We start from the raw sequence: 25,393 nt of genomic DNA, 5'->3' as shown, positions 1-25,393 counted from the left end.
CATGACCGAAGGCAGGCCGAACGCCCCGCGCGAGCAGGGCAGCCAGTGGTACGACAACGAGGCCGGGCCCCTCGTGCGCCCCTATGCCATGACGGGCGGCCGGACCAGGCCCGGCCCCACCGGGGTGCGTTTCGACCTGATCGCGCTCGTCACCCTGGACCCGGGGGCGCCCGGGGTCGACGACGACATCGCTCTCGGCCCGGAACACCGCGCCCTTGTCGACCTGTGCCGCACCGAGACACAGTCCGTCGCCGAACTCGCCGCGGACGCCGACCTTCCCGTGGGCGTGGTCCGGGTGCTCCTCGGTGACCTGCTGGAACTCGGCTGCGTCACCGTCAGCCGCCCGGTGCCTCCCGCGCAGCTGCCCGACGAACGGATTCTGCGCGAGGTGATCGAGGGGCTGCGGGCCCTGTAGATGAACATTCAGAACCATACGGACCTGTACGGACATGTAGAGCGTCGGCTTCCGCCGCCTTGTGAGCACCGATCGGCCGCGAGTCGGCCGGATCGGTCAGAAAGCGGTCGAACCACCCAGAAGGAGAGTGTGGTTGTCATGATGCTGGCTTCGCGCACTCGCCCAGCAGCCTCGTGCGGACCGTCCGCCCGCGCGCGGCACACACCTACGGACGTCGACCGTTGCCGGCACTCCCGAGAGAAGTGATCGATGGTCTCCGAGCACTCCGATGCCATGGACGACGACACCACCGCCCTGGCGTTGAAGATATTGGTCGCCGGCGGTTTCGGCGTGGGCAAGACCACCCTGGTGGGTGCCGTCAGCGAGATCAGGCCGCTGCGTACCGAGGAACTGCTCAGTGAAGCCGGCCAGTCGGTGGACGACACCGACGGGGTGGACCAGAAGGTCACGACGACCGTCGCCATGGACTTCGGCCGCATCACCATCCGCTCCGGCCTCTCCCTCTACCTGTTCGGCACACCCGGCCAGGACCGCTTCTGGTTCCTGTGGGACGAGCTGTCGCAGGGCGCCCTGGGGGCCGTCGTCCTCGCGGACACCCGGCGGCTGGAGGACTGTTTTCCCGCGGTGGACTACTTCGAGCACCGCCACATCCCGTTCGTGGTGGCCGTCAACTGCTTCTCCGGCGCCCGGTCCTACGGCGCCGCGGAGGTCTCGCGGGCCCTCGACCTCGACCGCGGAACACCCGTCGTGCTCTGCGACGCCCGCGACCGCGACTCGGGGAAAGAGGTGCTGATCCGGCTCGTCGAATACGCCGGGCGGATGCACACCGCCCGGCTGCTCGACTCCGTGGGATGACGCACCGGCCGCGGCGGGGAGGACGCCGTCAGTGGGCGACGGACCTCTCCGCCAGGACCTTCTCGATCGAGACGCGTACGAGGAGTTCACCCGGGACGCCGTTGCGGGCGCCGAACTCCTCGGCCCGCTCCTCGCCCATGTACCGGGCGGCGATGCGCGTGGCCCAGTGCCGCACCTCGTCCAGGTCCTCCGACAGCCCGGCCCGCCCCTGGAGCACCACGAAGTCGAACGGCGGCCGGTCGTCGTCCACACACAGCGCGACCCGGCCGTCCCTGGCCAGATTGCGCCCCTTCACGGTCCCCTTGCCGGTGTTGAACACGAGATCGTCCCCGTCCAGCAGGAACCAGATCGGTGCCACGTGGGGGCTCCCGTCGGCCCTGACGGTCGACAGCTTGCCGGTGCGGGTCCCGTGCAGGATGAACGCCCGCCACTCTTCATCGGTCATCTTCTGTGCCATGTCCCCATCCTCCTTGCCCGGCGCCCGACGGTGGGGAAGGCTGGCGGAGAGATCCTCCGGCCAGGGGGAGACATCGTACGGGGAGACCGGATCATGGCGCAGAACCAGGGACTCGGCTGGCTGCTGGACGACCTGACCGAACGTGTCGAACATGTACGGCACGCGCTGGTGTTGTCCAACGACGGCCTGGTCACGGGGGCGAGTACGGGACTACGGCGGGAGGACGCGGAGCACCTCGCCGCCGTCTCGTCCGGACTGCACAGCCTCGCCAAGGGCTCGGGACGGCACTTCGGCGCGGGCAGGGTGCGTCAGACGATGGTCGAGTTCGACGACGCCGTCCTGTTCGTCACCGCGGCGGGCTCCGGCAGCTGCCTGAGCGTGCTCAGTGGCGCGGAGGCCGACATAGGCCAGATCGCCTACGAGATGACGCTGCTCGTCAACCGGGTCGGCGAGCACCTCGGCGTGGACGCGCGACAGCCCGAGCGAACCTCCGCCGCAGACCTCTGACCTGCAATTTGCTCATCCCCCGTGGAGTTATCCACAGGCTTGCCACGAGATGCGCCGTTGCGGCTACGGTTTTTTCACGGCGAGCGCACACGGCGTGAGCCACCGACTCCACGGGGGAGATCGACCATGCCCGGCCACACCATCACGCAGCCGCCCGCCCTCTCCTGCGCACCGAGTCGCGCCGCCCGGGAACTGGGCCTCAAGCGTGCCGAGTTCGAGCTCGCCGTCCACCTCGGACGCGTCCGGACCGTTCCTGACGAAGGAGGCGGGGGAGCGCGTCGCGTCGCGCACGCCGAGATCGAGCGGCTGCGTGCGGCCGAGGGCTTTCCCGAGGGGCTCCGCGACAGCGTCAAGGTGGTGGGGACCAAGGAGGGAGCGGCCCTCATGGAGGTGACGACGGCCCGCTTCACCCGGCTGGCCCGCCTGGGTCTGGTGACCCCGGTGAAGTTCTACCTGAACCGCTACCGCGCGGTGGTCTGGCTGTATCTCGCGGACGAAGTACGACAGTTCGCCGCCGGCGCGGAACACGCCCGGCTGCTGAGCGGACGGATCCCCGAGGGGCTGCGGGGCCAACTCGACGCGGGCGTCGACCTACGGCCCCGGAACTGGCGGGGACGGCACCTGGGATTCCTGCTGCGGCACGCCGACGACCCCTGGGAGCGGGCCGGAGCCCTGGCCGCCCTGCTCGATCCCGGCCACCTCGCGGAGATCGTCACGGATCCCTACGAACGCTCCCACGTCAACCGGTTCCGGCCGGGACCACCCGCCCAGGGCGCTCCGGGCTCACCCTCCGCGCACCTCGCCGAGAAGATCACGACGGCGGCCGACCCGGACGAGATCGGCTGGCTGAGGGCCGACCTCGCCCGGACCGTCGAGGAGGCGCGCCGGCACCGGCCCGCACCCCGCCCCGCGCTGCTCAACGGCGCACCCGCAGTCCGCTCGGCCCCGCCACGCGCACCCCGAAACGCGACGCACGCGCCGAAGCGGCCCGAGCGCGCACGCGGACTGCTGCGTCGGCTGCGCCACCGAAAGCCATGACCTACAGCGAGCGGAACAGGCCCTCCTGGACGACGGACACCAGCAGGCGTCCCTCCAGGTCGTAGATCCGTCCCCGGGCCAGACCCCGCCCACCGGTCGCGATCGGCGACTCCTGGTCGTACAGGAACCACTCGTCCGCGCGGAACGGGCGGTGGAACCACATGGCGTGGTCCAGCGACGCCATGTCGAAGTTCCGCGGACCCCACAGGGGCTCGACGGGTATGCGCACCGCGTCCAGCAGCGTCATGTCGCTCGCGTACGTCAGCGCGCACGTGTGCACCAGCGGGTCGTCGCCGAGCGGACCGACCGCACGCATCCACACCGCGCTGCGCGGTTCGGCGCCGTCGATGTCCTCGGCGTTCCAGCGCATCCGGTCCACGTACCGGATGTCGAAGGGCTGGCGTCGCGCCATCCGCTCCAACTGCTCGGGCAGCGCGCCCAGATGCTCCCGGATCTCCTCCACGATCGTCGGCAGGGATTCCGGATCCGGGACCTTGCGGGCCGGCGGCAGCTGGTGCTCGAAAGGACCTTCCTCAGGCTTGTGAAAGGAGGCGGTGAGATTGAAGATCGTGCGGCCCTGCTGTACGGCGGTGACCCGGCGGGTGGTGAACGACCGCCCGTCGCGCACCCGCTCGACCTGGTACACGATCGGCACGCCCGGTCGGCCCGGGCGCAGGAAGTACGCGTGCAGGGAGTGCACCGGGCGGTCGCCGTCCGTGGTGCGCCCGGCGGCGACCAGCGCCTGGCCCGCCACCTGGCCGCCGAAGACCCGCTGCAGGGACTCCTGCGGGCTGCGGCCACGGAAGATGTTGACCTCTATCTGCTCCAGGTCGAGCAGGTCGACGAGGCTCTCGGCCGGGTTCGTCATGCGGGAAATTCTCCTTGGCTCACAGCTGGCCGACATCGGTGACGCGGACGACGGCGCGGCCTTCGTCGTCCGAGGCCGCGAGATCCACCTCGGCGCTGATGCCCCAGTCGTGATCGCCGTTGGGGTCGTCGAAGATCTGGCGGACACGCCACAGACCGTGCTGCGGCTCCTCCTCGATCAGGAGCAGCTTGGGGCCGCGGGCGTTCGGGCCGGTGCCGAGCTCCTCGTACTCGTCCCAGTACTTGTCCATCGCCTCGCCCCAGGCCTCGGCGTCCCAGCCGGCCTCGGCGTCCAGCTCGCCCAGCTCCTCGACGTGATCGAGAGCGGCCAGCTCGGCGCGGCGGAACATGGCGTTGCGCACGAGGACGCGGAAGGCGCGCGCGTTGGCGGTGACCGGCTTGACCTGGTCGGCCTTCTCCTGGGCCTCCTCGGCGGTCATCACCTCCGGGTTGGCCAACTGCTCCCACTCGTCCAGCAGGCTGGAGTCGACCTGGCGCACCATCTCGCCGAGCCAGGCGATCAGGTCCTCCAGGTCCTCGGACTTCAGGTCGTCCGGGACGGTGTGCTCAAGGGCCTTGTAGGCGCTGGCCAGGTAGCGCAGCACGATGCCCTCGGTGCGCGCCAGCTCGTAGTGGGAGACCAACTCCGTGAAGGACATGGCCCGTTCGTACATGTCGCGGATGACGGACTTCGGCGACAGCGGATGATCGCCCACCCACGGGTGGCTCTTGCGGTAGGTGTCGTACGCGTGGAAGAGCACCTCTTCCAGCGGCTTCGGGTAGCTGACGTCCTGGAGACGCTCCATGCGCTCCTCGTACTCGACGCCGTCCGCCTTCATCGCGGCGACGGCCTCACCGCGCGCCTTGTTCTGCTGGGCGGCGAGGATCTGCCGCGGGTCGTCCAGTGTCGACTCGACCACCGACACCATGTCCAGCGCGTAGGACGGCGACTCCGGGTCCAGCAGTTCGAACGCGGCCAGCGCGAAGGTGGAGAGCGGCTGGTTGAGGGCGAAGTCCTGCTGGAGATCGACCGTGAGGCGCACGATGCGGCCGGTGGCGTCCGGCTCGTCGAGCTTCTCGACGATGCCGCCGTCCAGCAGGGAGCGGTAGATGGCGATTGCGCGCCGGATGTGCCTGAGCTGCTGCTTGCGCGGCTCGTGGTTGTCCTCCAACAGCCGGCGCATCGCCTCGAAGGCGTTGCCGGGTCGGGCGATCACCGACAGCAGCATGGTGTGCGTCACCCGGAAGCGGGACGTCAGCGGCTCCGGGTCGGAGATGATGAGCTTGTCGAAGGTGCTCTCGCTCCACGCGACGAAGCCCTCGGGCGCCTTCTTGCGGACCACCTTGCGGCGCTTCTTGGCATCGTCGCCGGCCTTGGCGAGGGCCTTCTCGTTCTCGATGACGTGCTCGGGGGCCTGTGCGACGACGAAGCCCGCCGTGTCGAAGCCGGCTCGCCCCGCGCGGCCCGCGATCTGGTGGAACTCACGGGCGCGCAGGGTGCGCACGCGAGTGCCGTCGTACTTGGTCAGGGCGGTGAACAGCACCGTGCGGATGGGGACGTTGACGCCGACGCCCAGCGTGTCCGTGCCACAGATGACCTTCAGCAGGCCGGCCTGGGCGAGCTTCTCCACCAGCCGCCGGTACTTGGGCAGCATGCCCGCGTGGTGGACACCGATGCCGTGCCGCACGTAGCGGGAGAGGTTGCGGCCGAACTTGGTGGTGAAGCGGAAGTTGCCGATCAGGTCGGCGATCTGCTCCTTCTCCTCCCGCGTGCACATGTTGATGCTCATCAGCGCCTGCGCGCGCTCCACGGCCTGCGCCTGGGTGAAGTGCACGATGTAGACGGGAGCCTGCCGGGTGTCCAGCAGGTCGGTGAGCGTCTCCGTGAGCGGGGTGAACCGGTACTCGTAGGACAGCGGCACGGGGCGGTTCGCCGAGCGGACCACCGAGGTGGGGCGGCCGGTGCGGCGGGCGAGGTCCTTCTCGAAGAAGGAGACGTCGCCGAGTGTGGCCGACATCAGGACGAACTGCGCCTGCGGCAGTTCGAGCAGCGGGATCTGCCAGGCCCAGCCGCGGTCCCCCTCGGCGTAGAAGTGGAACTCGTCCATGACGACCTGGCCGACGTCGGCTTCCTTGCCGTCGCGCAGGGCGATCGACGCGAGCACCTCGGCGGTGCAGCAGATCACGGGCGCGTCGGCGTTGACGGACGCGTCGCCGGTGAGCATGCCGACGTTCTCGGTGCCGAAGATCTTGCACAGCTCGAAGAACTTCTCCGAGACCAGCGCCTTGATCGGGGCGGTGTAGAAGGTGACCTCGTCCCGGGCGAGCGCCGCGAAGTGGGCGCCCGCCGCGATCATGCTCTTGCCGGAGCCGGTGGGCGTCGACACGATCACGTTGGCGCCGGAGACCACCTCGATCAGCGCCTCCTCCTGGTGGGGGTAGAGCGTGAGACCGCGCTCCTGCGCCCACGACTCGAAGGCTTCGTAGAGAGCGTCGGGGTCGGGGGTCGGCGGCAGCTGATCGATGAGGGTCACGCACCCATCTTGCCTGGCCTTGGACCCGATGCGGGAATCGGATGCCAGTCCGAAGATCACGGACGCTACGCTGTGTCGCCGACGGAGCGTCAACGCACCCGGTCAACTGGACAGCGGTATACGAGGAATGGGGCGGACAACGGCCATGATGGGACCAGCACACTCACTGTCGGGGGCCGCCGCCTGGCTCGGCGTCGGGGCGGCGACCGCAGCGGCGGGGCATCCGATGCCCTGGCCGGTCCTGCTGTGTGGCGCGCTGATCTGCGCAGGCGCCGCGCTCGCCCCGGACCTCGACCACAAGGCCGCCACCATCTCGCGGGCGTTCGGACCGGTCTCGCGCTGGATCTGCGAGATCGTCGACAAGCTCTCCTACGCCGTCTACAAGGCCACGAGGAAGCAGGGCGACCCGCGCCGCTCCGGCGGACACCGCACGCTCACCCACACCTGGCTGTGGGCGGTCCTGATCGGCGCCGGCACATCGGCGCTGGCGATCAGCGGCGGCCGCTGGGCGGTGCTGGCGATCCTCTTCGTGCACATGGTGCTGGCCATCGAGGGTCTGCTGTGGCGGGCGGCCCGCGGCTCCAGCAGCGACGTGCTGGTGTGGCTGCTGGCCGCGACCACCTCGTGGATCCTCGCCGGTGTGCTGGACAAGCCGGGCAACGGCTCGGACTGGCTGTTCACGGCGCCCGGCCAGGAGTACCTGTGGCTGGGGCTGCCGATCGTGCTCGGAGCCCTGGTGCACGACATCGGGGACGCGCTGACCATCTCCGGCTGCCCGATCCTGTGGCCGATCCCGTTGGGCCGCAAGCGCTGGTACGCCCTCGGGCCGCCCAAGGCGATGCGGTTCCGGGCCGGCAGCTGGGTCGAGCTCAAGGTGCTGATGCCGGCGTTCATGCTGCTCGGCGGAGTGGGCTGCGCGGCGGCGCTCAACTTCATCTGAGGAGCGCGGTCGGGCCCTCGCGGGCATTCGGCGTCGGCCGCGGTGGCGGTGGCGGCTCAGGCCGCTCCGCTACCACCGGTTCCCGGCCCGCCCGCACCGCCGTAACGGCGCTCGAACTGGGCGATGCGGCCTTCGGAGTCCACCGTGCGGGCCTTGCCCGTGTAGAACGGATGGCTTTCCGAGGAGATCTCCACGTCGACGACCGGGTAGGTCTCGCCGTCGTCCCACTCGACGGTCTGGTCGCTGATCGCGGTGGATCGGGTGAGGAAGGCGTATCCGGCGGCACGGTCGCGGAAGACGACGGGGTGGTAGTCGGGCTGCTTGTCCTGCTGCATGACTGCTCCTCGTGCGGGGGTGGTGAGTCCGACGGGCCGAGGTCGGTCGGCTCAGCCGGACAGGGTGTCCTCGTCGACGATGTGCATCGCGGCCTCCTCGGCGGACGCGGCCGCACCGTCGATGCCCACGTCCGTGGCGATCAGCGCGCTCTCCTCGTCCTCGTGCGCACCCTCGTCCGGGGCCACGAGCCGCCCGGAGCGGAGGTCGCCGACCTCGTTGTCCAGGGCCTCCCCGTCGCTGCCCGTACAGTCACCGATGCCGTCGCCGTCGGGAACGCCGAGATCCGGCACCTCCTCCGCCAGACGCTGCTCCAGGGTCTCGCCCCGATGCCGCTCCGCGGCCGTGACGTCGGCGCGTTCCACCGCCCACGGCCGGTCCGGAGGGGACCAGCCCCGGTCCAGGGGATCACCGACGCCGTCGTTCTCCAGGGTGTCTTCCACGTCGAGGAGTCCCGTGTCGGCCTGGACGTCGGATCCGTCGGGCTGGTAGACGTCGTCTCCCCATCCGTCGACGCTGTTCACGGGTACCTCCAGGTGGTGGGAACCGGCCCGCCCGCACCACGGTCGACCACCGGCCGCCGCCGCACGGGGCGCAGGCTGCACGCGGCACGCACCGGCAGATTACCGGGCGCTTCCCGAACCTGTGCCGCTTTCCAGCGTTCCACCTGCGTTCGGGACCGCGCAACGGCAGACGCTGAGGAGAGCCTTCCCAGCGGCCTTCCCAGCGGCCTTCCCACCAGCCTTCTCACCGGCCCTCCCGCCGGCCCTTCCGCCGGGACCGGCCACGGCTCACACCACCTCCACGGCACCCACGACAGGGGTCCCGGCCGCCCCCGGCCGGGCGGCCCTCCCGGGGACGGGCTGCTGCTCCCGGCGGGGTCGGCTCCGTACGGCCGTCGACGACTCACGGCGGATCCGCGCAGCCCGCACCGACTCACGGCGGATCCGCGCAGCCCGCACCGACTCACGACGGATCCGCACAGCCCCCACCGACTTACGACGGATCCGCACAGCTCTCACCGGTGGACGCCGCGTCCGCACAGCCACCGGCCGGCGTCGGGCCCGTACGGTCGCCACGGCCCGGCCCCTGCACCTGGTCGGCCGCGCGGCCGGTCGGAATCTGAGGCGGGTTGCTGGAAGGCGGCCGGGCGCGGCTCGCCGTCACGTTCCGCGGGCCGTCCCGACGATCTCCCCCGCTTCTGCGGTCCCAGGCTCCCCGTACCCCACTGTGGCCGCGGTCGGGCGTCCAGCAGAGGCCTTCGCCCCGTCCCCGTGACGGGGCCCGGCCGGCCGCCCGGCACGCGGTCGCACCCCGCGCCTGCGGCCCCGTCAGCCGTGCCAGGAGCGCCACAGAGCCGCGTACGCGCCGTCCGCCGCCACCAGCTCGTCGTGGCTGCCCAGCTCGCTGATGCGCCCGCTCTCCACGACGGCGATGACGTCGGCGTCGTGGGCCGTGTGCAGGCGGTGGGCGATGGCGATCACCGTGCGGCCGTCGAGGACGCGGGCCAGGGAGCGCTCCAGGTGGCGTGCGGCCCGCGGGTCGAGCAGCGAGGTCGCCTCGTCGAGGACCAGGGTGTGCGGGTCGGCCAGTACCAGCCGGGCCAGCGCGATCTGCTGGGCCTGGGCCGGGGTGAGCGCGAGACCGCCCGAGCCGACCTCGGTGTCCAGGCCGTCGTCGAGCGCGCGCGCCCAGCCGTCCGCGTCCACCGCGCCCAGTGCCGCCCACAGCTCGGCGTCGACCGCGTGGGTACGGGCGAGCAGGAGGTTGTCGCGCAGGGAACCCACGAACACGTGGTGCTCCTGGTTGACGAGGGCCACGTGCGAGCGGACCCGCTCGGCGGGCATCCGGGACAGCTCGGCGCCCCCGAGGGCGACGCGGCCCTCCCGGGGTGCGTAGATACCGGCGAGCAGCCTGCCCAGGGTGGACTTGCCCGCGCCCGAGGGGCCGACCAGCGCCATCCGGGTGCCGGGCGCGACCGCCAGAGACACCTCGCGCAGCACGTCGACGCCCGCCCGGTAGCCGAAGTGCACCCCGTCGGCGTGGACGTCGCGGCCGTCGGGGGACACCGACTCGTCCCCCTCGGCGGACTCGATGTCCCGGACCCCGACCAGCCGGGCCAGCGACACCTGGGCCACCTGGAGCTCGTCGTACCAGCGAAGGATCAGGTTCACCGGATCGACCAGCATCTGGGCGATCAACGCTCCCGTGGTCAGCTGGCCGACATCGATCCAGCCCTTCAGCACGAACACCCCGCCGATCATCAGGACGGAGGCGAGCACGGTCACATGCGTGACGTTGATGACCGGGAAGAGCACCGACCGCAGCCAGAGCGTGTAGCGCTCCCAGGCCGTCCACTCCTTGATCCGGAGCTCCGACTGCCCGACGCGACGGGCCCCGAGCCGGTGTGCCTCGATGGTGCGCCCGGCGTCCACGCTCTCGGTGAGCGCGGCGGCGACGGCGGCGTACCCGGCGGCTTCGGAGCGGTAGCCCGAAGGTGCCCGTTTGAAGTACCAGCGGCAGCCGATCACCAGCACCGGTGCGGCGACCAGCACGGCCGGCGCCAGGGGCGGCGCGGTGACGACGAGCCCGCCGAGCAGCAGCACCGTCCACATCACGCCGATGGCGAGCTGCGGCACGGCCTCGCGCATGGCGTTGCCCAGCCGGTCGATGTCCGTGGTGATCCGGGAGAGCAGGTCGCCCGTGCCCGCCCGTTCCAGGACGCCCGGCGGCAGCCCCACCGATCGTACGAGGAAGTCCTCGCGCAGGTCGGCCAGCATCCGCTCGCCGAGCATCGCGCCCCGCAGCCGCACCTCGCGCACGAACACGGTCTGGACGAGCAGGGCGATCACGAACAGGGCGGCGGTGCGCCCCAGATGAAGCTCCCGTGTGTGGTCCGAGACGCGCTCGACCAGACCGCCCAGCAGCCAGGGACCCACCATCGAGGTGACCACGGCGACCGTGTTGACCGCGATGAGCAGCAAGGAGGCACGGCGGTGCCGACGGAACAGTTCGGCCACGTAGGCGCGTACGGTCGCGGGGGCACCGACGGGCAGGGTGTTCGCCGTCGTCGGGGCCGCCGGGTCGTAGGCCGGTGGCGCCACGCCGATCATGCGGTCTCCTCGATCTCTTCCAGGGCACCGTGGAAGGCGCCGTCGTCATCTGATTCGGCGGATCCGCCCGGTCCAGCTGATTTCGCTGATTCGGCTGACTCCGCTGTTCCGACCGATCCCGCTGTTCCGACCGGTCCCGCCGATCCCGCCGATCCCGCCGGTCCCACCGATCCGACTGGTCCCACCGATCCGACTGGTCCCACCGATCCGACTGGTCCCGGCGATCCGGCTGCGACCGCTGATGTGGGCGACACGGCCGACGCGGTCGACATGACGTCCGCCACGGTCCGTGGTCCGTCGCCGAAGGGCAACTCGTCGTCCGTCTCCCGTGTGACCACCGCTCGGTACCGCGGTTCCGTGTGCACCAGTTCCCGGTGCACGCCGACCGCCAGAACCTCCCCCTCGTGGACGAGGACGACCCGGTCGGCGCGGTCCAGGAGCAGCGGTGAGGAGGTGAACACGACCGTTGTGCGGCCCACCCGCAACCGGCGCAGGCCCTCCGCGATCCGTGCCTCGGTGTGCGAGTCCACGGCGGAGGTCGGTTCGTCCAGGACGAGGACCCCGGGGTCCGTGATCAGCGACCGGGCCAGCGCGAGACGCTGGCGCTGGCCGCCCGACAAGGAACGTCCGCGTTCGGTGATGCGGGCGTCCAGCGGGTCCTCGGCGTCGAGCGAGCCCTGCACCAGCGCCTCCAGGACGTCCCCGCACTGCGCGGCCGCCAGCGCCTCCCGCGGATCGACGTCACCGGAGGCGGGGACGTCGAGCAGTTCGCGCAGCGAGCCCGACAGCAGGACCGGGTCCTTGTCCTGGACGAGGACGGCCGTCCGCGCGGTGTCGAGGGGCAGTTCGTCCAGCGGGACCCCGTCCAGCAGCACGGAGGTGCCGGCCTCGGCCGGGTGCCCGCCGAGCCGTTCCGCCAGCCGTCCGGCCGCGTCCGGGTCCCCGCAGACCACCGCGGTGAGCCGGCCGGCCGGTGCGAGCAGACCGGTGTCCGGGTCGTACAGATCTCCGGCGGGCACGTCGGCCGCGCGCGAGCCCCCGGTGTCGGTGGCCCGTTCCAGCGCCAACACGCCGGAGGCGCGCCGGGCCGAGGGCCGTGAGAAGGAGTACGCCATGGCGATCTCCTCGAAGTGCCGGAGAGGGTAGGTGAGGACCATGACCGAGCTGTAGACCGCCACGAGTTCACCGACGGTGATCCGGCCCTGGCGGGCCAGGTGGACGCCGTAGCAGACGACCGCGATCAGCAGCAGGCCCGGCAGCAGTACCTGGATCGCCGAGATCAGGGACCACATCCGGGCGCTGCGCACTGCGGCGTGGCGTACCTCCTGGGAGGCGCGGCGGTAGCGGTCGAGGAACAGGTCCTCGCCGCCGATGCCGCGCAGTACGCGCAGACCGGCGACGGTGTCGGAGGCCAGTTCGGTGGCGCGTCCGGCCTTCTCGCGCTGGAAGTCGGCCCGCCGGGTCGCCCGAGGCAGCAGCGGCAGTACGGCGAGCGCCAGCACGGGCAGTCCGACGGCGACGACCAGACCGAGCGCGGGCTGGTAGACCACCAGGCCCACGCAGACCAGCACCACGGTGACCGCGGCCGCCGTGAAGCGGGAGACGGACTCCACGAACCAGCCGATCTTCTCGACGTCGCCGGTGGAGACGGCCACCACCTCGCCGGCGGCGACCCGCCGGGTCAGGCCGGAGCCCAACTGGGCCGCCTTGCGGGCCAGCAGTTGCTGTACCCGCGCGGCCGCCGTGATCCAGTTGGTGACCGCGGCCCGGTGGAGGAACGTGTCGCCGACGGCGATGGCCACGCAGGACAGGGCCATCAGGCCGCCGGCGAGGGCGAGCCGGGTGCCGGAGCGGTCGACGACGGCTTGAACGGCGTAGCCGACGCAGAACGGCTGGGCGGAGACGGCCGTGAAGTGCAGCAGTCCCCAGGCCAGCGCCCGGAACTGACCACCCAGCTGGTTGCGGCCGAGCCACCACAGGAACCGGGGCCCCGAACGTGTGTCCGGCACGCCAGGATCGGGATACGGAAGGTCTTGAATCTGCATGACGTCCCAGTGGCTCGTATCAGGTGAGTGGGGAGGCGGATCGAAGGAACCGCGGGGTGCGGCAACAAACATCGAAGGAACCGCGGGGTGCGGCAACAAACATCGAAGGAACCGCGGGGTGCGGCAACAAACCGTGAAAGGTTCGCGTCGGAGCGTGGTCAAAATCAACCGGTTTTCCGGAGTCCCTCATGGATCCGGCCGCGGACGGCGTGCGAGCCGATCTGCCCGGCATGGATGGAATGTCAGTAACCCTGCATAAACGTCCGGAAAGCGATGTGAAGATGGGGTGATGCAGAGAGTTGGCGCAGCGTGGGCACCGACGGTACTGATGGCGCTGGCGGCCGTCGTGGCGCTGTCCGGGTGCGACGGTCCCAGTGGGGGAAGCGGCGGCGGGGCGAGGTCCACCGCCGAGGCGGGCCGTGCCCGCCCGAGCGCCACGGATCCGAGCCGTCCGGGCGACGCGGATCCCACCCGCGTCCCGGACGTCGGCGCGCGCCTTCAGCGGCGGATCCCCGCCGACTCCCGTCAGGTCGTGGCGGTCTACGGGGACGGCAGGGACTCCGCGGACTCCACCGTCGTGCTCTACAGCAAGCGCGGCTCCAGCTGGGACCGTACCCGCAGCTGGCCCGCGCACAACGGCAAGAAGGGTTGGACCACCGACCACCACGAGGGGGACGGGCGCAGCCCCGTCGGAGTGTTCACGCTCACCGACGCAGGCGGTGTGCTCGCGGACCCCGGGTCCGGGCTGCCCTACACGAGGTCCGCCGGCTTCGCGGCCCCGCGCTGGTGGGCCCGATCGCACTGGCACGACTTCGACTACGTCATCGCCATCGACTACAACCGGGTCAAGGGCACCTCGCCGAACGATCCGACCCGGCCCGAGGGTGAGGAGAAGGGGGGCGGCATCTGGTTGCACATGGACCACGGCAGCGGTACGTCGGCCTGCGTCAGCCTGTCCAAGTCGGCGATGGAGTACCTGCTGCGCACGCTCGACCCGGACCGGCATCCTGTGGTGGTGATGGGAGACAGGGCGGACCTGAACGCCTAGTGCCGCAACAGGCGACGTTCACCCCGTCGCGACGTCCGGCACGCACTCCCGCCGCACCGGCCGAAAGCCCGAGTACGCCCAGTACGAGGACTTCCGGCCGGCACGCCGGGAGCGCGCACCGGACGCTCCTGCACGGGCAGACGTCGCCTGCCACGGCACTAGTACGCGCGCGGCCCGGTGTGCGCGGCCGAGGCCTCATTGCGGAGGCGGCCGACTCCCCGTAGAACACCGGCCATGAGAAGCCGGATTACCATGTTCATGCTCACAGGAGTGTCCCTCCTGCTGGGTGCCCTCGTCGGGGCGGGGCCGGCGCAGGCCGCGGCAGCCGCCTCTCGATCCGCCGCTGCTCCCTCCCGAGCCGCGGACGTCCCCGCCGAGTTCGGCACCGACTGGCACGACCCGCTCACCGCAGGTCCGCCCGTGCGCAGACCTCACGGAAAGTCCTGCCGAGTCACCCTCGCCGAGGCGCAGTTCCGTGACTTCACGCCGTACGAAGGTGGCTACGCGCCCCCGGGTGGCTGCGGTGACCGCTGGGGCAAGGTCGTGCTGCGGCTCGACGGCAAGGTCAAGGGACGGCAGTTCGACCGGCTCGGCTATCTGCACGTCGGTGGTGTGGAGATCTTCCGTACCTCGACACCGGAACCGTCGCCCGACGGCATCGAGTGGTCGGTGGAGAAGGACGTCACGCGCTACAGCGACACGTTCCGCCGCGCCCAGGACGTCGAGATGCTCATCGGCAACGTCGTCGACGACACGTACACGGGCGTCATCGACGTCAAGGTCACGCTCACCTTCTACGCCTCCGCCGACGGCGGACGGGCCACGACCCCCGACCGAGTGTCGACCCCCGGCCACGCGCCGCCCCTCGACCGGGCGCCGACCCCCGACCGTGTGCTCACCCTCGCCGGCGGCGCCACCCTCACCACTCCGCGCAACAGCGAGCGCATCGTCGCCGAGGTGTACGCCACCGGCTCGGGCGGCGGCTGCGAGGAGTACTGGTACCTGACGGTGCCGGACGGGGCGCCGTACTCCTGCACGGCGGACCAGGGCCCCTACCGTGAGGTCCAGATCAAGGTCGACGGCCGGCTCGCCGGTATCGCCACGCCCTTCCCGACCGTGTGGACCGGCGGTTGGTCCAATCCCTTCCTCTGGTACGTGGTCCCGGGGCCGCGCGCCTTCGACATCAAGCCGATCGAGTACGACCTGACCCCCTTCGCCGGGATTCTCGACGACGGCCGCCCGCACCGCGTCGAGGTGTCGGTCGTCGGTGTGCCCGAGGGACAGGCCGGCTGGAGCACGCCCGTGAACGTGCTCGTCTGGCAGGACGCGCGGCGCGCCCACGTCACCGGCGGACTCACCGTGCACGAGTCCGGCGACCTCGCCAACGCCTCGACGTACAGGCCCGGTTCGGAGCACCGTGTGGACACCCAGGGTGCGCACAGGCTCACCGTCGCCGGTTACGTCGACACCTCGCACGGCCGGGTGACGACCACGGTCGTCCGTTCGCTGGCGAACGACTCCGCGCACCGCTGGACCGACGGCGAGAGCACCGACAGCCTGGCCGCCACCTGGACGGACGACGCATCGGTGACCGTCGACGGACGCGGACCGGCCCGTACGACGCGCACTCATCGGACGTACACGATGGACGGGACGACCACCGTCGGCGCGGACGACCGGCTGCGTACCGTGTTGACCCTCGGCGACCGTGCCGCGGTCGTGGAAACGCGTGGGGGCAGGCGTACGGGGTGGTCGCGGCTCGACGACACCTACACGGGCGACGCCACGTTCACCGTCAACGTGCCGCGCGACCAGCGGCACGCGGTCGCCGCGACGGGCGAGCGCTACCGGGTCCACGGCTCGAACGGCTGTTACGACCGTTCACTGACGACTGTTCAGGGGGTGCTCACGGAGGAACGGGACCGCTGCTGAGGCCAGTCGCGTGCGGTGCGTGTGCGGCGCGCGCGGGGTGGGGCGGCACACCGGCACACCGCCACACCGCAACGGCATCGCGTCGCGACGAATCGGGTCGCGGCCGCCCCGCCATGCATTCGGCGGGACGGCCGCGGCCCGCTCTCATGTCCGGTGGGACGGCCGCGGCCCGTTCTCACGTCCGGCGGGGTAGTCGCCTTTCAGCAGCCCCGTCGCCACTCCGTCGCACCGTCCACCAGCGTGTCCAGCAGTCCCCCGAGCACCTCGCGCTGTTCACCCGTCAGTGGGGCCAGGATCTCCTGAGCGGCGGACACGCGCGCACCGCGCAGCTGACGCAGGGCCTGGTGGCCGTCGTCCGTGAGCTCGATGCGGATCACCCGGCGGTTGGTCGGGTCGGGGACCCGTCGCACCTTGCCACTCGCCTCCAGGCCGTCGATCAGGGTCGTCACGGCCCGGGGCACCACTTCCAGGCGTTCGGCGAGGTCGGCCATGCGGGGCGGGGCGTCGCAGTGCGCCAGGGTACGCAGCAGCCGGGCCTGGGCCGGCGTCACGCCCAGCCCGCACCGCTCCAGGTGGCGCTTCTGGATGCGGTGCACCCGGCGCGTGAGCCGCAGCAGTTGCTCGGCGAGCAGGCCGTCGGGATCAGGGGTGGTCATACGGGAACAATATCAGGACCACGTTCATTGTGAGTATAGGTAACAATGATCTATGCTCCATGAATCCTCACCGTCTCACCCTCCGTAGGAGCCATGCCCCGCGACCACATCGACTGGACCCCCTCGCCCGGCACCTCGACCGACCAGGACCAGCCCCGGCAGGTGCGCCGCATCCTCACCCTGTTCAAGCCCTACCGTGCCCGGTTGGCGGTCGTCGGCCTGCTGGTCGGCGCCGCGTCCCTGGTCACCGTGGCCACCCCGTTCCTGCTGAAGGAGACGCTGGACGTCGCCATCCCGCAGGGCCGCACCGGCCTGCTGAGCCTCCTCGCCCTCGGCATGATCCTCAGTGCCGTCCTCACCAGCGTCTTCGGCGTCCTGCAGACCCTGATCTCCACGACCGTCGGCCAGCGCGTGATGCACGACCTGCGCACCGCCGTCTACGGCCGCCTGCAGCGCATGTCGCTCGCCTTCTTCACCCGCACCCGCACGGGCGAGGTGCAGTCCCGCATCGCCAACGACATCGGCGGCATGCAGGCCACCGTCACGTCCACCGCGACCTCCCTGGTCTCCAACCTCACCAGCGTGGTCGCCACCATCGCCGCGATGATCGTCCTCGACTGGCGGCTGACCGTCGTCTCGCTGCTCCTGCTGCCGGTCTTCGTGTGGATCAGCCGCCGGGTGGGCAACGAACGCAAGCGGATCACCACCCAGCGTCAGAAGCAGATGGCCGCGATGGCGGCGACCGTCACCGAGTCGCTCTCCGTCAGCGGCATCCTGCTCGGCCGCACCATGGGCCGTTCCGACTCGCTCACCCGGTCCTTCGCCGAGGAGTCCGAGCAACTGGTCGACCTCGAAGTGCGGTCGAGCATGGCGGGCCGCTGGCGCATGGCCGTGATCACGATCGTCATGGCCGCCATGCCGGCCGTCATCTATTGGACCGCGGGCCTCGCCCTGCGGACGGGTGGTCCCGGAGTGTCGATCGGCACCATCGTCGCCTTCGTCTCGCTCCAGCAGGGGCTGTTCCGCCCGGCCGTGAGCCTGCTGGCGACGGGCGTCCAGATCCAGACCTCCCTCGCGCTCTTCCAGCGCATCTTCGAGTACCTCGACCTGCCCATCGACATCACCGAGCGCGCGGAACCGGTCCATCTCGACCAGGTCAAGGGCGAGGTCCGCTTCGAGGACGTCACCTTCGGCTACGACGGCAAGGGCGGCCCGGTCCTCGACGGCATCGACATCACCGTCCCCGCGGGCAGCGGCCTCGCGCTCGTCGGCGCCACCGGCGCGGGCAAGTCCACGCTCGGCTATCTGGTGCCCCGCCTCTACGACGTCACGGGCGGCCGCGTCACCCTCGACGGCGTCGACGTCCGTGACCTCGACTTCGACACCCTCGCCCGCGCGGTCGGCGTCGTCTCGCAGGAGACGTACCTCTTCCACGCCTCGGTCGCCGAGAACCTGCGCTTCGCGAAGCCCGACGCCACCGACGAGGAACTGCGCACGGCGGCCCGGGCGGCCCAGATCCACGACCACATCGCGTCCCTGCCCGACGGCTACGACACGGTCGTCGGCGAGCGTGGCCACCGCTTCTCGGGCGGTGAGAAACAGCGTCTGGCGATCGCCCGCACCATCCTGCGCGACCCTCCGGTGCTGATCCTCGACGAGGCGACCAGCGCCTTGGACACCCGCACCGAACGCGCGGTCCAGGACGCCATCGACGCCCTGTCCGCCAACCGTACGACGCTCACCATCGCGCACCGGCTGTCCACCATTCGGGGTGCCGACCAGATCGTGGTCCTGGACTCCGGGCGCGTGGTGGAACGGGGTACGCACGGGGAGCTGTTGGAGCGGGACGGGCGGTACGCGGCGCTCGTACGCCGGGATGCCCAACTGGAACCGACAAGCTGAAGATATGCCGGGTTTGTGACGTTATGCGGGTTACCGTGCCCGCATGCAGATGAACTTTCCGCCACGGAAAACGAATCGACTGACGCGCCGGGGCCGTCTCGCCCTCATCGCGGCCGGGGCCGTCGCGGCCGGCACCGCCGTGGCCGTACCGCTGCTGGGCCTGGGCAAGGGCGAGCCCGCCAAGCCCGGCTCGCTGGTGATCCCGGAGGGCTGGCGGGCCGGACAGGTCTACGACGCCGTCGACAAGGCGCTCAAACTGCCCGCCGGCACCACCAGACAGTCGCTCGCGAAGGCCGCCCTCAAACTGCCGAACGACGCCGAGAGCAACCCCGAGGGCTACCTGTTCCCGGCGACGTACCCGGTGGCCGAGGGGGCTACGCCCCGGTCACTGCTGTCGGCCATGGTCGACACCGCGAACCGGAAGTTCAACAAGGCGCCGATCGCGTCCGGCGCGCAGCACAACGCGATGAACGTCTACCAGGCGGTCACGATCGCGAGCATCGTTCAGGCCGAGGCCGCCACGAAGTCCGACATGGGCAAGGTGGCCCGGGTCGTCTTCAACCGGCTGGAGCGCGGGATGCCGCTCCAGATGGACTCCACCCTCAACTACGCGCTCAACCGCACCACCCTGCACACGACGACGGACGACACCCGGATCGAGAGCCCCTACAACTCCTACCAGCGCATGGGCCTGCCGCCCACGCCGATCGACAACCCCGGCGAGGAGGCGATGAAGGCGGCGATCAACCCGACCGCGGGCGACTGGCTGTACTTCGTCACCGTGAAGCCGGGCGACACCCGGTTCACGGCCGACTACCAGCAGCACCTGCGCAACGTCTCCGAGTTCAACGCCCGGCAGAGGAGCGCGAGCCCGCAGCCGACGAAGTGAGCGGGCGGGACGTCAGGCGGCCACCGGCTCCCCGGCGAGCAGACGTCTGATGTCCCGCACCGCCGCCCGTCCGGCGCGGTTGGCGCCGATCGTGCTCGCCGAGGGCCCGTAGCCGACGAGGTGGACGCGGGGGTCGGCGACCGCACGCGTCCCGTCGATACGGATCCCGCCGCCCGGTTCGCGCAGCCGCAGCGGGGTCAGATGCTCGACGGCGGGCCGGAAGCCGGTCGCCCACAGGATGACGTCGGCGCTCACGTGCCGCCCGTCGTTCCACTCCACGCCGTCCGGGGTGATCCGGTCGAACATCGCGAGCCGGTCCAGGACGCCGTCCGCCAGCCCCCGCCTGATCGCGTCGTTGAGCGGCAGGCCGGTGACGGAGACGACGCTCTTCGGCGGCAGCCCCCGCCGCACCCGCTCCTCCACGAGTGCGACCGCGGCCCGGCCCAGGTTCTCGTCGAAGGGGCCCTCGCGGAAGACGGGCGGCCGCCGGGTCACCCAGGTGGTGGCCGCCGCGTACGGGGCGATCTCCAAGAGGTGCTGGGTGCCGGACGCCCCGCCGCCCACCACGACCACGCGCCGCCCGGCGAACTCCTCGGGCCCGGGGTACTGGGCGGTGTGCAACTGCCGTCCGAGGAAGGTCTCCTGGCCGGGGTAGCGCGGCCAGAACGGCCGGTCCCAGGTGCCGGTCGCGTTGATCAGCGCCCGCGTGGACCACACGCCGTCGGTCGTCTCGACGAGCAGTCTGCCGCCGCTGCCCTCGCGGACGGCCCGCACGTCGACAGGGCGCCGCACCCGCAGGTCGAAGGCGCGCTCGTAACGGTCGAAATACTCGGTGATCACCTCGGCGGAGGACCGCGCGGGATCGGCGTCCGTCAGCTCCATGCCGGGCAGCGCGTGCATCCCGTGCACCTTGCCGTACGTCAGTGAGGGCCATCGGAACTGCCAGGCACCGCCCGGGCCGGGGGAGTGGTCGAGGACCACGAAGTCGCGCTCCGGGACGAAACCGGTGCGCCGCAGGTGATAGGCGCTGGACAGACCTGCCTGCCCGGCGCCGGTGACGACGACCTCGACCTCGCGTGTGTTGTTCACGCTTCTGGCAACAGGGGTGCCGACGGGGGTCTTCCCGGTCGCGGCGTGTCCCCGCGGAATACGGCAGTGACCTCGCTCACGATCCCGTGGGTGAGGATAGGGACATGCCTGACGCCTTCACCACCCGAGTCCTGCACGTCGCCTCCGGTCCCGTGGAGCGGGTCGTCGACCTCACCCGTGACTGCGAGGAGTTCCTGCGCGAGGCGGCCGCCGGCCGTGACGGCCTCCTGAACATCTTCGTCCCGCACGCCACCGCGGGCGTCGCGGTCATCGAGACGGGCGCGGGCAGCGACGACGACCTTCTCGCCGCGCTTCACACCCTCCTGCCCGCCGACGACCGCTGGCAGCACCGCCACGGCAGCCCCGGCCACGGACGCGACCACGTGCTCCCGGCGTTCGTCCCGCCCCACGCGACGCTGCCGGTGCTGGGCGGAAGGCTGGAACTGGGGACATGGCAGTCTGTGTGCCTGGTCGACACGAACCGGGACAACCCCGACCGTCAGGTGCGGTTGAGCTTCCTCGGGGGGTCGTGACGCGGGGTACGGGCGCACGGGTCGGCCCGCGGCCACACCGTCGCACGAGCCACGCCCCGCTGACGCGTGCCTCCGTGCGAGGTCACCGCACTGGCGGCCCGCCTCCCTGGCCCGTCGGCCGGGTGTGGGTCACCACGTTCGTGATGCCGGTCGTCGAGTCCAGCCGCACCACCTGGCTGCCCGCCACCGTGGCGGCGGACGCCTGCTCGCCCGGTCGCAGGAGCCCCGGCCCTCGCGGGTGCCCGGGGCGTCGGGCGAGCCGTCGGCGGCGAACTGGCAGAGCTCGGGGGTCGATTCGGCGCCGATCTCGGTGTCGGGCAGGCAGGTGCCGACCGTCACCGCGTCCTCCGAGGCCGTCAGGTCGTAGGCGTGCGCAGCTCGGTGAAGTACCTGCCCGAGGTGCCGGTCACGACCCGCTCGCCGTTCTTCTTCTCCATGCGGACGACATACGGACCGCCCAGGACGAGTGCGCGCCGCCCGCGGCGGGGCCCGCTCGCTGGGGCGGGGGTGTCGACAGGTGACTTCCTGCCGGTCCTGGGCCGCGCGTTCGATATATCCGGTATGTGCGCTATGGCCGGCGTGTTCGGAAGGTGCGTCCGGTCGGTCCCGCACGCCCTGGTCAGCTCTTCGGAATCTGCTGCTCGAACCAGACGACCTTGCCCGTGCTCAGCATCGACGCCCCCCAGCGGTAGGCGAGTCTGCTGACCAGGAACAGGCCGCGGCCGCCTTCGTCGCCGAGTGCGGCGTGCTGCATCCTGGGCACCTGGGCGGAGTCGTCGGTGACCTCGCAGCGCAGGACGTCCGTGCGCAGCATCCGCAGGGCGACGGGCCGGGAGGCGAAGCGCACGGCGTTCGTCACGACCTCGCTGACCATGAGTTCCGTCGGATCGAGCAGCGCCTCCAGTTTCCAGTGGCGCAGGGTCCCGCGGGTCAGCCCGCGGGCGTGTCCGACGGTCCGCGGGAGGGCGTCCAGGAACCAGTGCCTGAAGCTGTCCTCGGGAAAGCCCTCGAACCGGGTGGCGAGCAGCGCGATGTCGTCGTCCCGGGCGCGCGGACCCAGGGTGCCCAGCACCTGGTCGCACAGCGTCTCCAGAGCGGGGGCGGCGCGTCCGGGGCCCCGGGCCTGCGGCGGGGCCTGGAGATGGACGCGCAGGGCCTCGACGCCCGAGCCCACGTCCGTCTCACGCGACTCGACCAGGCCGTCGGTGTACTGGAGCAGCGTCGCGCCCGCGGGCGCGGGCATCTCCACCGACTCGAAGCCGACCCCACCGACACCGATCGGGGGGCCGGGCGGCACCCGCAGCACCTCCACGCGGCCGTCCGGCTGGACGAGCAGAGCGGGCGGGTGGCCCGCGTTCGCCATGAGCAGCCGCTGCGAGATGGGGTCGTAGATCGCGTAGAGGCAGGTCGCGATGTGGTCGCTGCCGAGGCGCTGGGCCTGTTCGTCGAGGTGGTGCAGGACCTCGTCGGGAGAGAGGTCGAGCCCGGCCAGGGTCTGCACGATGGTGCGCAGCTGGCCCATGATCGCGGCGGACGTCATGGAGTGGCCCATGACGTCGCCGACGACCAGCGCGACCCGGCTGCCGGGCAACGGGATCGCGTCGTACCAGTCGCCGCCGACCTGGGCGGTCTTCGAGGCGGGCAGGTATCGGCTGGCCAGCCGGACACCGGTGGGTTCGGGCAGTGACGAGGGCAGCATGGTGTGCTGGAGCGTGTCCGCGACGGAGGCCTCGTGTCCGTACATCACCGCCTTCTGGATGCCGAGCGCGGTGTGCGTGGCGAGCTGGGAGGAGACGAGCAGGTCGTCGCCGGTGAACGCGGGCCGGTCGCCGCCGCGCAGCAGCACGACGGCGCCCATCAGGTGGGGGCGGCCGTGCAGCGGAGCGATGATCAGTCTGCGGCCGGGTGGCAGGGCTTCCGGCGCGCCGGCCACGGGTCCGAGCAGCTCGGTCACCGCGGTCGCGATCCCCGGGGTGTCGCCGAACGCCGGCCGCCCGGACAGCAACAGCCGCGCGAGTCGGCCGGAGCCGACGAGCTGCACCCGCTCGGCCAGGTCCGAGCGCCGGGGGAGGTCCGGCAGGGGGCCCGGGGAGCGGTCCGCGCTCGGCGGTCGCGACGTCCGCTCGACACTGTGCAGCTTCAGGACGACGGGGGCCGGGGTCTTCTCGTCCCCGACCGGCAACGGGTCGTGCAGGTGGATCAGAATGACGTCCGCGAACGCGGGAACGGCGGCCCGGCGCAGCTCCCGGAGGGTCTCGTCCAGATCCATCCGGCCGGCGATCCGGCGGGTCGCCACGTCCAGATACCGAAGCCGGTCGGCCTGGGGTCCGTCGCAGGCCGACGGTGGGCCCAGAGGGTGTTCCGCCACGGCACGCTCCCCCGCCCCGCCCGGCTGGCCGCCGGACCGCCGGCCGTTCCTGGCGGAGCTGTGATGAGAAGTGCGGTGCTCCGTCACGCGTCCCGTCCCGTTCAGGGGGTGCCGCGGTCCGCCGTGTCATTCCCTTGATCGATCACGAATGATCACGAACGACCGTGAAAAAAACCCATGTGTGGGCATATCGAATTATTTCACAGTCGTTATTTCGCGCTCGGGGGGAGGTGGATCATGAGCGTCCGCTTGCGGATCGCGCCCATCCGTGCGAGTGGGCGTCCATGCAGAGGAATGCACGGGAATGCAGGGGCGGCGGCCCCGGTTCCGCCCCCGGGCGACCGGAGGGGCTCCTGTTTCACCGACCGGACCGTCGAGCCGTCGAGCCGTCGAGCCGTTGGGCCGTCGCCGTCGCCGTCGGCGCATCGAACTGCCCCGGGAGGGAGACCAGTTCGCCTTCGACCCGCGAGGGGGGCATGGTGTCGCACCGCGACCGCACCCTCAACTGCCCCGCACGGCAAGGCGGGCGGCACGCGGGGTGCGGCGCCCGGGGACGTCGCGGCGTGCGGATCAGTAACGCGGGCCCTGGTCCTGCTCGGCGCGCTCGGCGTCCCGCTTCTTGAGGCGGGCCGCCTCCTTGCGGACCTCGGCCTGGGTGGAGCGCTCCTTCTCCAGCCACTCCGGCCCGCTGTCCTTGAGCGCCTCGATCTGCTCGGTGGTGAGGGCCTCCGTGACCCCGGCGCGCGCCAGGCCCGCGATGGATACGCCCAGCTTCGCCGCGACCACCGGACGGGGGTGCGGGCCGGTGCGCCGCAGCTCCTGGAGCCACTCGGGCGGGTTCGTCTGGAGCTCGTTAAGCTCCGCGCGCGTGACGACACCCTCCTGGAACGCGGCGGGCGTGGCGGGGAGGTACACACCCAGCTTCTTCGCCGCCGTGGCGGCCTTCATCGTCTGGGTGGTCTGGTGCGACTTCATACTGTCCAGACTATCGGCCCGGGACGAGACATCCGACCACAGCCGGTAGCCTGGCGGGGTGACAGACTCGGAAGTATCCCCATCGTTCCGGCTCGCGTACGTCCCTGGGGTGACACCCACCAAGTGGGTGCGGATCTGGAACGAGCGTCTGCCCGACATCCCCCTGGCCCTCCTCCAGGTATCCGCCGCCGAGGCATCCGATGTGTTGCGCGGCGGCGACGCCGACGCGGGCGTCGTACGCCTCCCGGTCGACCGTACGGTGTTCAGCGCGATCCCCCTCTACACCGAGGCGACGGTGGTCGTCGTCCCCAAGGACCACCTCCTCACGGCGGCGGAAGAGGTGACCCTGGAGGACCTCGCGGACGAGGTCGTCTTCCACCCCCTCGACGACGTGCTCGGCTGGGAGCGGCCGCCGGGACAGCCCGCCTTCGAGCGCCCCGCGACCACGGAGGACGCCGTCGAGCTGGTGGCGGCGGGCGTGGGCGTCCTGGTCGTGCCCCAGTCGCTGGCCCGCCTGCACCACCGCCGGGATCTCACCTATCGGCCGGTCGCCGACGCGCCCCAGTCGAGCGTCGTCCTGTCCTGGCCGGAGGAGGCCACCACCGATCTCGTCGAGGACTTCATCGGCATCGTCCGCGGCCGGACGGTCAACAGCACCCGGGGTCGCGGTCAGTCCGCGCAGGAGCCGAAGCGCGAGCGCGGCGAGACGGGCGGCGGCGCGCGGCGCAAGCCGACGCCGGGCAAATCGGCCGGCGGCACCGGGAAGAAGACCGGCGGCACCGCGCGCGGCGGCCGCTCGGGCGGCTCGAAGGCCGGCGGCAGCGGCAGCGGCGGCGCCAAGCGCGGACGCCCGCGCCGCCGCTCGTAGCCCCGGCGCCGAAGTCCGTAGCCCCGGCA

General features: G+C 71.4%; 22 protein-coding genes. 11 read left to right on the top strand and 11 right to left on the bottom strand.

The features are described from left to right. The first annotated feature begins 1 nt into the window (after position 1). Both ACFV0T_RS00690 and ACFV0T_RS00685 read left to right on the top strand, forming a co-directional pair. On the top strand, positions 2 to 415 hold the full coding sequence (locus ACFV0T_RS00690; protein WP_385772894.1) for a DUF742 domain-containing protein: 414 nt from the start codon (positions 2 to 4) through the stop codon (positions 413 to 415). Positions 416 to 664: 249 nt separating this feature from the next. Beyond that, complete coding sequence (locus ACFV0T_RS00685; protein ID WP_385772893.1) at positions 665 to 1,270, top strand: ATP/GTP-binding protein; 606 nt, start codon at positions 665 to 667, stop codon at positions 1,268 to 1,270. Between the two features lie 28 nt (positions 1,271 to 1,298). Here ACFV0T_RS00685 and ACFV0T_RS00680 read toward each other — a convergent pair whose 3' ends face one another. Continuing rightward, positions 1,299 to 1,727 (bottom strand): PPOX class F420-dependent oxidoreductase, encoded by a 429-nt coding sequence (locus ACFV0T_RS00680; RefSeq protein ID WP_385772891.1) that lies wholly within the window; start codon positions 1,725 to 1,727, stop codon positions 1,299 to 1,301. Between the two features lie 93 nt (positions 1,728 to 1,820). Here ACFV0T_RS00680 and ACFV0T_RS00675 point away from each other — a divergent pair, with 93 nt between their 5' ends. Together ACFV0T_RS00675 and ACFV0T_RS00670 are read left to right on the top strand one after the other, a co-directional pair. Next, a complete protein-coding gene (locus tag ACFV0T_RS00675) occupies positions 1,821 to 2,234 on the top strand; it encodes a roadblock/LC7 domain-containing protein (RefSeq protein ID WP_385772889.1) in 414 nt (137 codons plus the stop codon). Between the two features lie 126 nt (positions 2,235 to 2,360). Continuing rightward, on the top strand, positions 2,361 to 3,272 hold the full coding sequence (locus ACFV0T_RS00670; RefSeq protein ID WP_385772887.1) for a DUF6397 family protein: 912 nt from the start codon (positions 2,361 to 2,363) through the stop codon (positions 3,270 to 3,272). A gap of 1 nt (position 3,273) precedes the next feature. Here ACFV0T_RS00670 and ACFV0T_RS00665 read toward each other — a convergent pair whose 3' ends face one another. Then, a complete protein-coding gene (locus tag ACFV0T_RS00665; RefSeq protein WP_385772885.1) occupies positions 3,274 to 4,140 on the bottom strand; it encodes an acyl-CoA thioesterase in 867 nt (288 codons plus the stop codon). A gap of 19 nt (positions 4,141 to 4,159) precedes the next feature. Next, entirely contained in the window at positions 4,160 to 6,673 is a 2,514-nt protein-coding gene (locus ACFV0T_RS00660) for a DEAD/DEAH box helicase (protein ID WP_385772882.1), read from the bottom strand. Between the two features lie 145 nt (positions 6,674 to 6,818). Here ACFV0T_RS00660 and ACFV0T_RS00655 point away from each other — a divergent pair, with 145 nt between their 5' ends. Beyond that, on the top strand, positions 6,819 to 7,613 hold the full coding sequence (locus ACFV0T_RS00655) for a metal-dependent hydrolase (RefSeq protein WP_385772880.1): 795 nt from the start codon (positions 6,819 to 6,821) through the stop codon (positions 7,611 to 7,613). A 56-nt stretch (positions 7,614 to 7,669) separates the two neighbouring features. Here the strand turns inward: ACFV0T_RS00655 and ACFV0T_RS00650 are convergent, their stop codons facing one another. The 4 genes from ACFV0T_RS00650 to ACFV0T_RS00635 form a co-directional block, all read right to left on the bottom strand. Next, complete coding sequence (locus tag ACFV0T_RS00650; RefSeq protein ID WP_385772878.1) at positions 7,670 to 7,948, bottom strand: type B 50S ribosomal protein L31; 279 nt, start codon at positions 7,946 to 7,948, stop codon at positions 7,670 to 7,672. Positions 7,949 to 7,999: 51 nt separating this feature from the next. Continuing rightward, positions 8,000 to 8,470 (bottom strand): DUF5709 domain-containing protein, encoded by a 471-nt coding sequence (locus ACFV0T_RS00645; protein ID WP_385772876.1) that lies wholly within the window; start codon positions 8,468 to 8,470, stop codon positions 8,000 to 8,002. A gap of 807 nt (positions 8,471 to 9,277) precedes the next feature. Next, the gene (locus ACFV0T_RS00640; protein ID WP_385772874.1) at positions 9,278 to 11,059 is read right to left on the bottom strand and encodes an ABC transporter ATP-binding protein; all 1,782 of its coding nucleotides are present in this window, start codon (positions 11,057 to 11,059) and stop codon (positions 9,278 to 9,280) included. Continuing rightward, positions 11,056 to 13,104, bottom strand: coding sequence for an ABC transporter transmembrane domain-containing protein (locus ACFV0T_RS00635; protein WP_385772873.1), 2,049 nt, complete (start codon positions 13,102 to 13,104; stop codon positions 11,056 to 11,058). The genes ACFV0T_RS00640 and ACFV0T_RS00635 overlap by 4 nt, the downstream gene beginning before the upstream one ends. A gap of 289 nt (positions 13,105 to 13,393) precedes the next feature. Here ACFV0T_RS00635 and ACFV0T_RS00630 point away from each other — a divergent pair, with 289 nt between their 5' ends. Both ACFV0T_RS00630 and ACFV0T_RS00625 read left to right on the top strand, forming a co-directional pair. Then, entirely contained in the window at positions 13,394 to 14,152 is a 759-nt protein-coding gene (locus tag ACFV0T_RS00630) for a L,D-transpeptidase family protein (RefSeq protein ID WP_385772872.1), read from the top strand. Positions 14,153 to 14,386: 234 nt separating this feature from the next. Next, the gene (locus ACFV0T_RS00625; RefSeq protein ID WP_385772870.1) at positions 14,387 to 16,084 is read left to right on the top strand and encodes a peptide-N4-asparagine amidase; all 1,698 of its coding nucleotides are present in this window, start codon (positions 14,387 to 14,389) and stop codon (positions 16,082 to 16,084) included. Positions 16,085 to 16,284: 200 nt separating this feature from the next. On the opposite strand, the gene ACFV0T_RS00620 is transcribed toward ACFV0T_RS00625, so the two are convergent. Next, a complete protein-coding gene (locus ACFV0T_RS00620) occupies positions 16,285 to 16,740 on the bottom strand; it encodes a MarR family winged helix-turn-helix transcriptional regulator (protein ID WP_385772868.1) in 456 nt (151 codons plus the stop codon). A 93-nt stretch (positions 16,741 to 16,833) separates the two neighbouring features. On the opposite strand from ACFV0T_RS00620, the gene ACFV0T_RS00615 reads away from it, so the two are divergent. Continuing rightward, a complete protein-coding gene (locus ACFV0T_RS00615) occupies positions 16,834 to 18,642 on the top strand; it encodes an ABC transporter ATP-binding protein (protein WP_385772866.1) in 1,809 nt (602 codons plus the stop codon). A 43-nt stretch (positions 18,643 to 18,685) separates the two neighbouring features. Then, positions 18,686 to 19,531, top strand: a complete 846-nt coding sequence (gene mltG, locus ACFV0T_RS00610; protein WP_385772864.1) for an endolytic transglycosylase MltG — start codon at positions 18,686 to 18,688, stop codon at positions 19,529 to 19,531. 12 nt (positions 19,532 to 19,543) lie between these two features. Here the strand turns inward: mltG and ACFV0T_RS00605 are convergent, their stop codons facing one another. Beyond that, positions 19,544 to 20,620: an NAD(P)-binding domain-containing protein gene (locus ACFV0T_RS00605; RefSeq protein WP_385772862.1), complete on the bottom strand. Its 1,077-nt coding sequence runs from the start codon at positions 20,618 to 20,620 to the stop codon at positions 19,544 to 19,546. Between the two features lie 104 nt (positions 20,621 to 20,724). On the opposite strand from ACFV0T_RS00605, the gene ACFV0T_RS00600 reads away from it, so the two are divergent. Beyond that, positions 20,725 to 21,153 carry a YjbQ family protein gene (locus ACFV0T_RS00600; protein WP_385772860.1) on the top strand — a complete coding sequence of 143 codons (429 nt, stop codon included), beginning with the start codon at positions 20,725 to 20,727 and terminating at the stop codon, positions 21,151 to 21,153. A 619-nt stretch (positions 21,154 to 21,772) separates the two neighbouring features. Here ACFV0T_RS00600 and ACFV0T_RS00595 read toward each other — a convergent pair. Together ACFV0T_RS00595 and ACFV0T_RS00590 are read right to left on the bottom strand one after the other, a co-directional pair. Next, complete coding sequence (locus ACFV0T_RS00595; RefSeq protein WP_385772858.1) at positions 21,773 to 23,521, bottom strand: SpoIIE family protein phosphatase; 1,749 nt, start codon at positions 23,519 to 23,521, stop codon at positions 21,773 to 21,775. Between the two features lie 570 nt (positions 23,522 to 24,091). Beyond that, positions 24,092 to 24,496 (bottom strand): DUF5997 family protein, encoded by a 405-nt coding sequence (locus tag ACFV0T_RS00590; RefSeq protein ID WP_385772856.1) that lies wholly within the window; start codon positions 24,494 to 24,496, stop codon positions 24,092 to 24,094. Positions 24,497 to 24,554: 58 nt separating this feature from the next. Between ACFV0T_RS00590 and ACFV0T_RS00585 the strand changes: the two genes are divergently transcribed. Further along, entirely contained in the window at positions 24,555 to 25,364 is an 810-nt protein-coding gene (locus ACFV0T_RS00585; protein ID WP_385772854.1) for a LysR family transcriptional regulator substrate-binding protein, read from the top strand. The last annotated feature ends 29 nt before the right edge of the window (positions 25,365 to 25,393 follow it).

The organism is Streptomyces sp. NPDC059582 (assembly GCF_042735715.1).
In the GTDB taxonomy this organism is placed as follows: domain Bacteria; phylum Actinomycetota; class Actinomycetes; order Streptomycetales; family Streptomycetaceae; genus Streptomyces.
The sequence above is the reverse complement of the archived record's forward strand: the minus strand, read 5'-3'. Positions and strand labels throughout refer to the sequence as shown.

Coding starts and splice junctions, on each gene's coding strand:
- ACFV0T_RS00690 (WP_385772894.1), top strand. CDS start 2: ATGACCGAAGGCAGGCCGAACGCCCCGCGCGAGCAGGGCAGCCAGTGG.
- ACFV0T_RS00685 (WP_385772893.1), top strand. CDS start 665: ATGGTCTCCGAGCACTCCGATGCCATGGACGACGACACCACCGCCCTG.
- ACFV0T_RS00680 (WP_385772891.1), bottom strand. CDS start 1,727: ATGGCACAGAAGATGACCGATGAAGAGTGGCGGGCGTTCATCCTGCAC.
- ACFV0T_RS00675 (WP_385772889.1), top strand. CDS start 1,821: ATGGCGCAGAACCAGGGACTCGGCTGGCTGCTGGACGACCTGACCGAA.
- ACFV0T_RS00670 (WP_385772887.1), top strand. CDS start 2,361: ATGCCCGGCCACACCATCACGCAGCCGCCCGCCCTCTCCTGCGCACCG.
- ACFV0T_RS00665 (WP_385772885.1), bottom strand. CDS start 4,140: ATGACGAACCCGGCCGAGAGCCTCGTCGACCTGCTCGACCTGGAGCAG.
- ACFV0T_RS00655 (WP_385772880.1), top strand. CDS start 6,819: ATGATGGGACCAGCACACTCACTGTCGGGGGCCGCCGCCTGGCTCGGC.
- ACFV0T_RS00650 (WP_385772878.1), bottom strand. CDS start 7,948: ATGCAGCAGGACAAGCAGCCCGACTACCACCCCGTCGTCTTCCGCGAC.
- ACFV0T_RS00640 (WP_385772874.1), bottom strand. CDS start 11,059: ATGATCGGCGTGGCGCCACCGGCCTACGACCCGGCGGCCCCGACGACG.
- ACFV0T_RS00635 (WP_385772873.1), bottom strand. CDS start 13,104: ATGCAGATTCAAGACCTTCCGTATCCCGATCCTGGCGTGCCGGACACA.
- ACFV0T_RS00630 (WP_385772872.1), top strand. CDS start 13,394: ATGCAGAGAGTTGGCGCAGCGTGGGCACCGACGGTACTGATGGCGCTG.
- ACFV0T_RS00625 (WP_385772870.1), top strand. CDS start 14,387: ATGAGAAGCCGGATTACCATGTTCATGCTCACAGGAGTGTCCCTCCTG.
- ACFV0T_RS00620 (WP_385772868.1), bottom strand. CDS start 16,740: ATGACCACCCCTGATCCCGACGGCCTGCTCGCCGAGCAACTGCTGCGG.
- ACFV0T_RS00615 (WP_385772866.1), top strand. CDS start 16,834: ATGCCCCGCGACCACATCGACTGGACCCCCTCGCCCGGCACCTCGACC.
- mltG (WP_385772864.1), top strand. CDS start 18,686: ATGCAGATGAACTTTCCGCCACGGAAAACGAATCGACTGACGCGCCGG.
- ACFV0T_RS00600 (WP_385772860.1), top strand. CDS start 20,725: ATGCCTGACGCCTTCACCACCCGAGTCCTGCACGTCGCCTCCGGTCCC.
- ACFV0T_RS00590 (WP_385772856.1), bottom strand. CDS start 24,496: ATGAAGTCGCACCAGACCACCCAGACGATGAAGGCCGCCACGGCGGCG.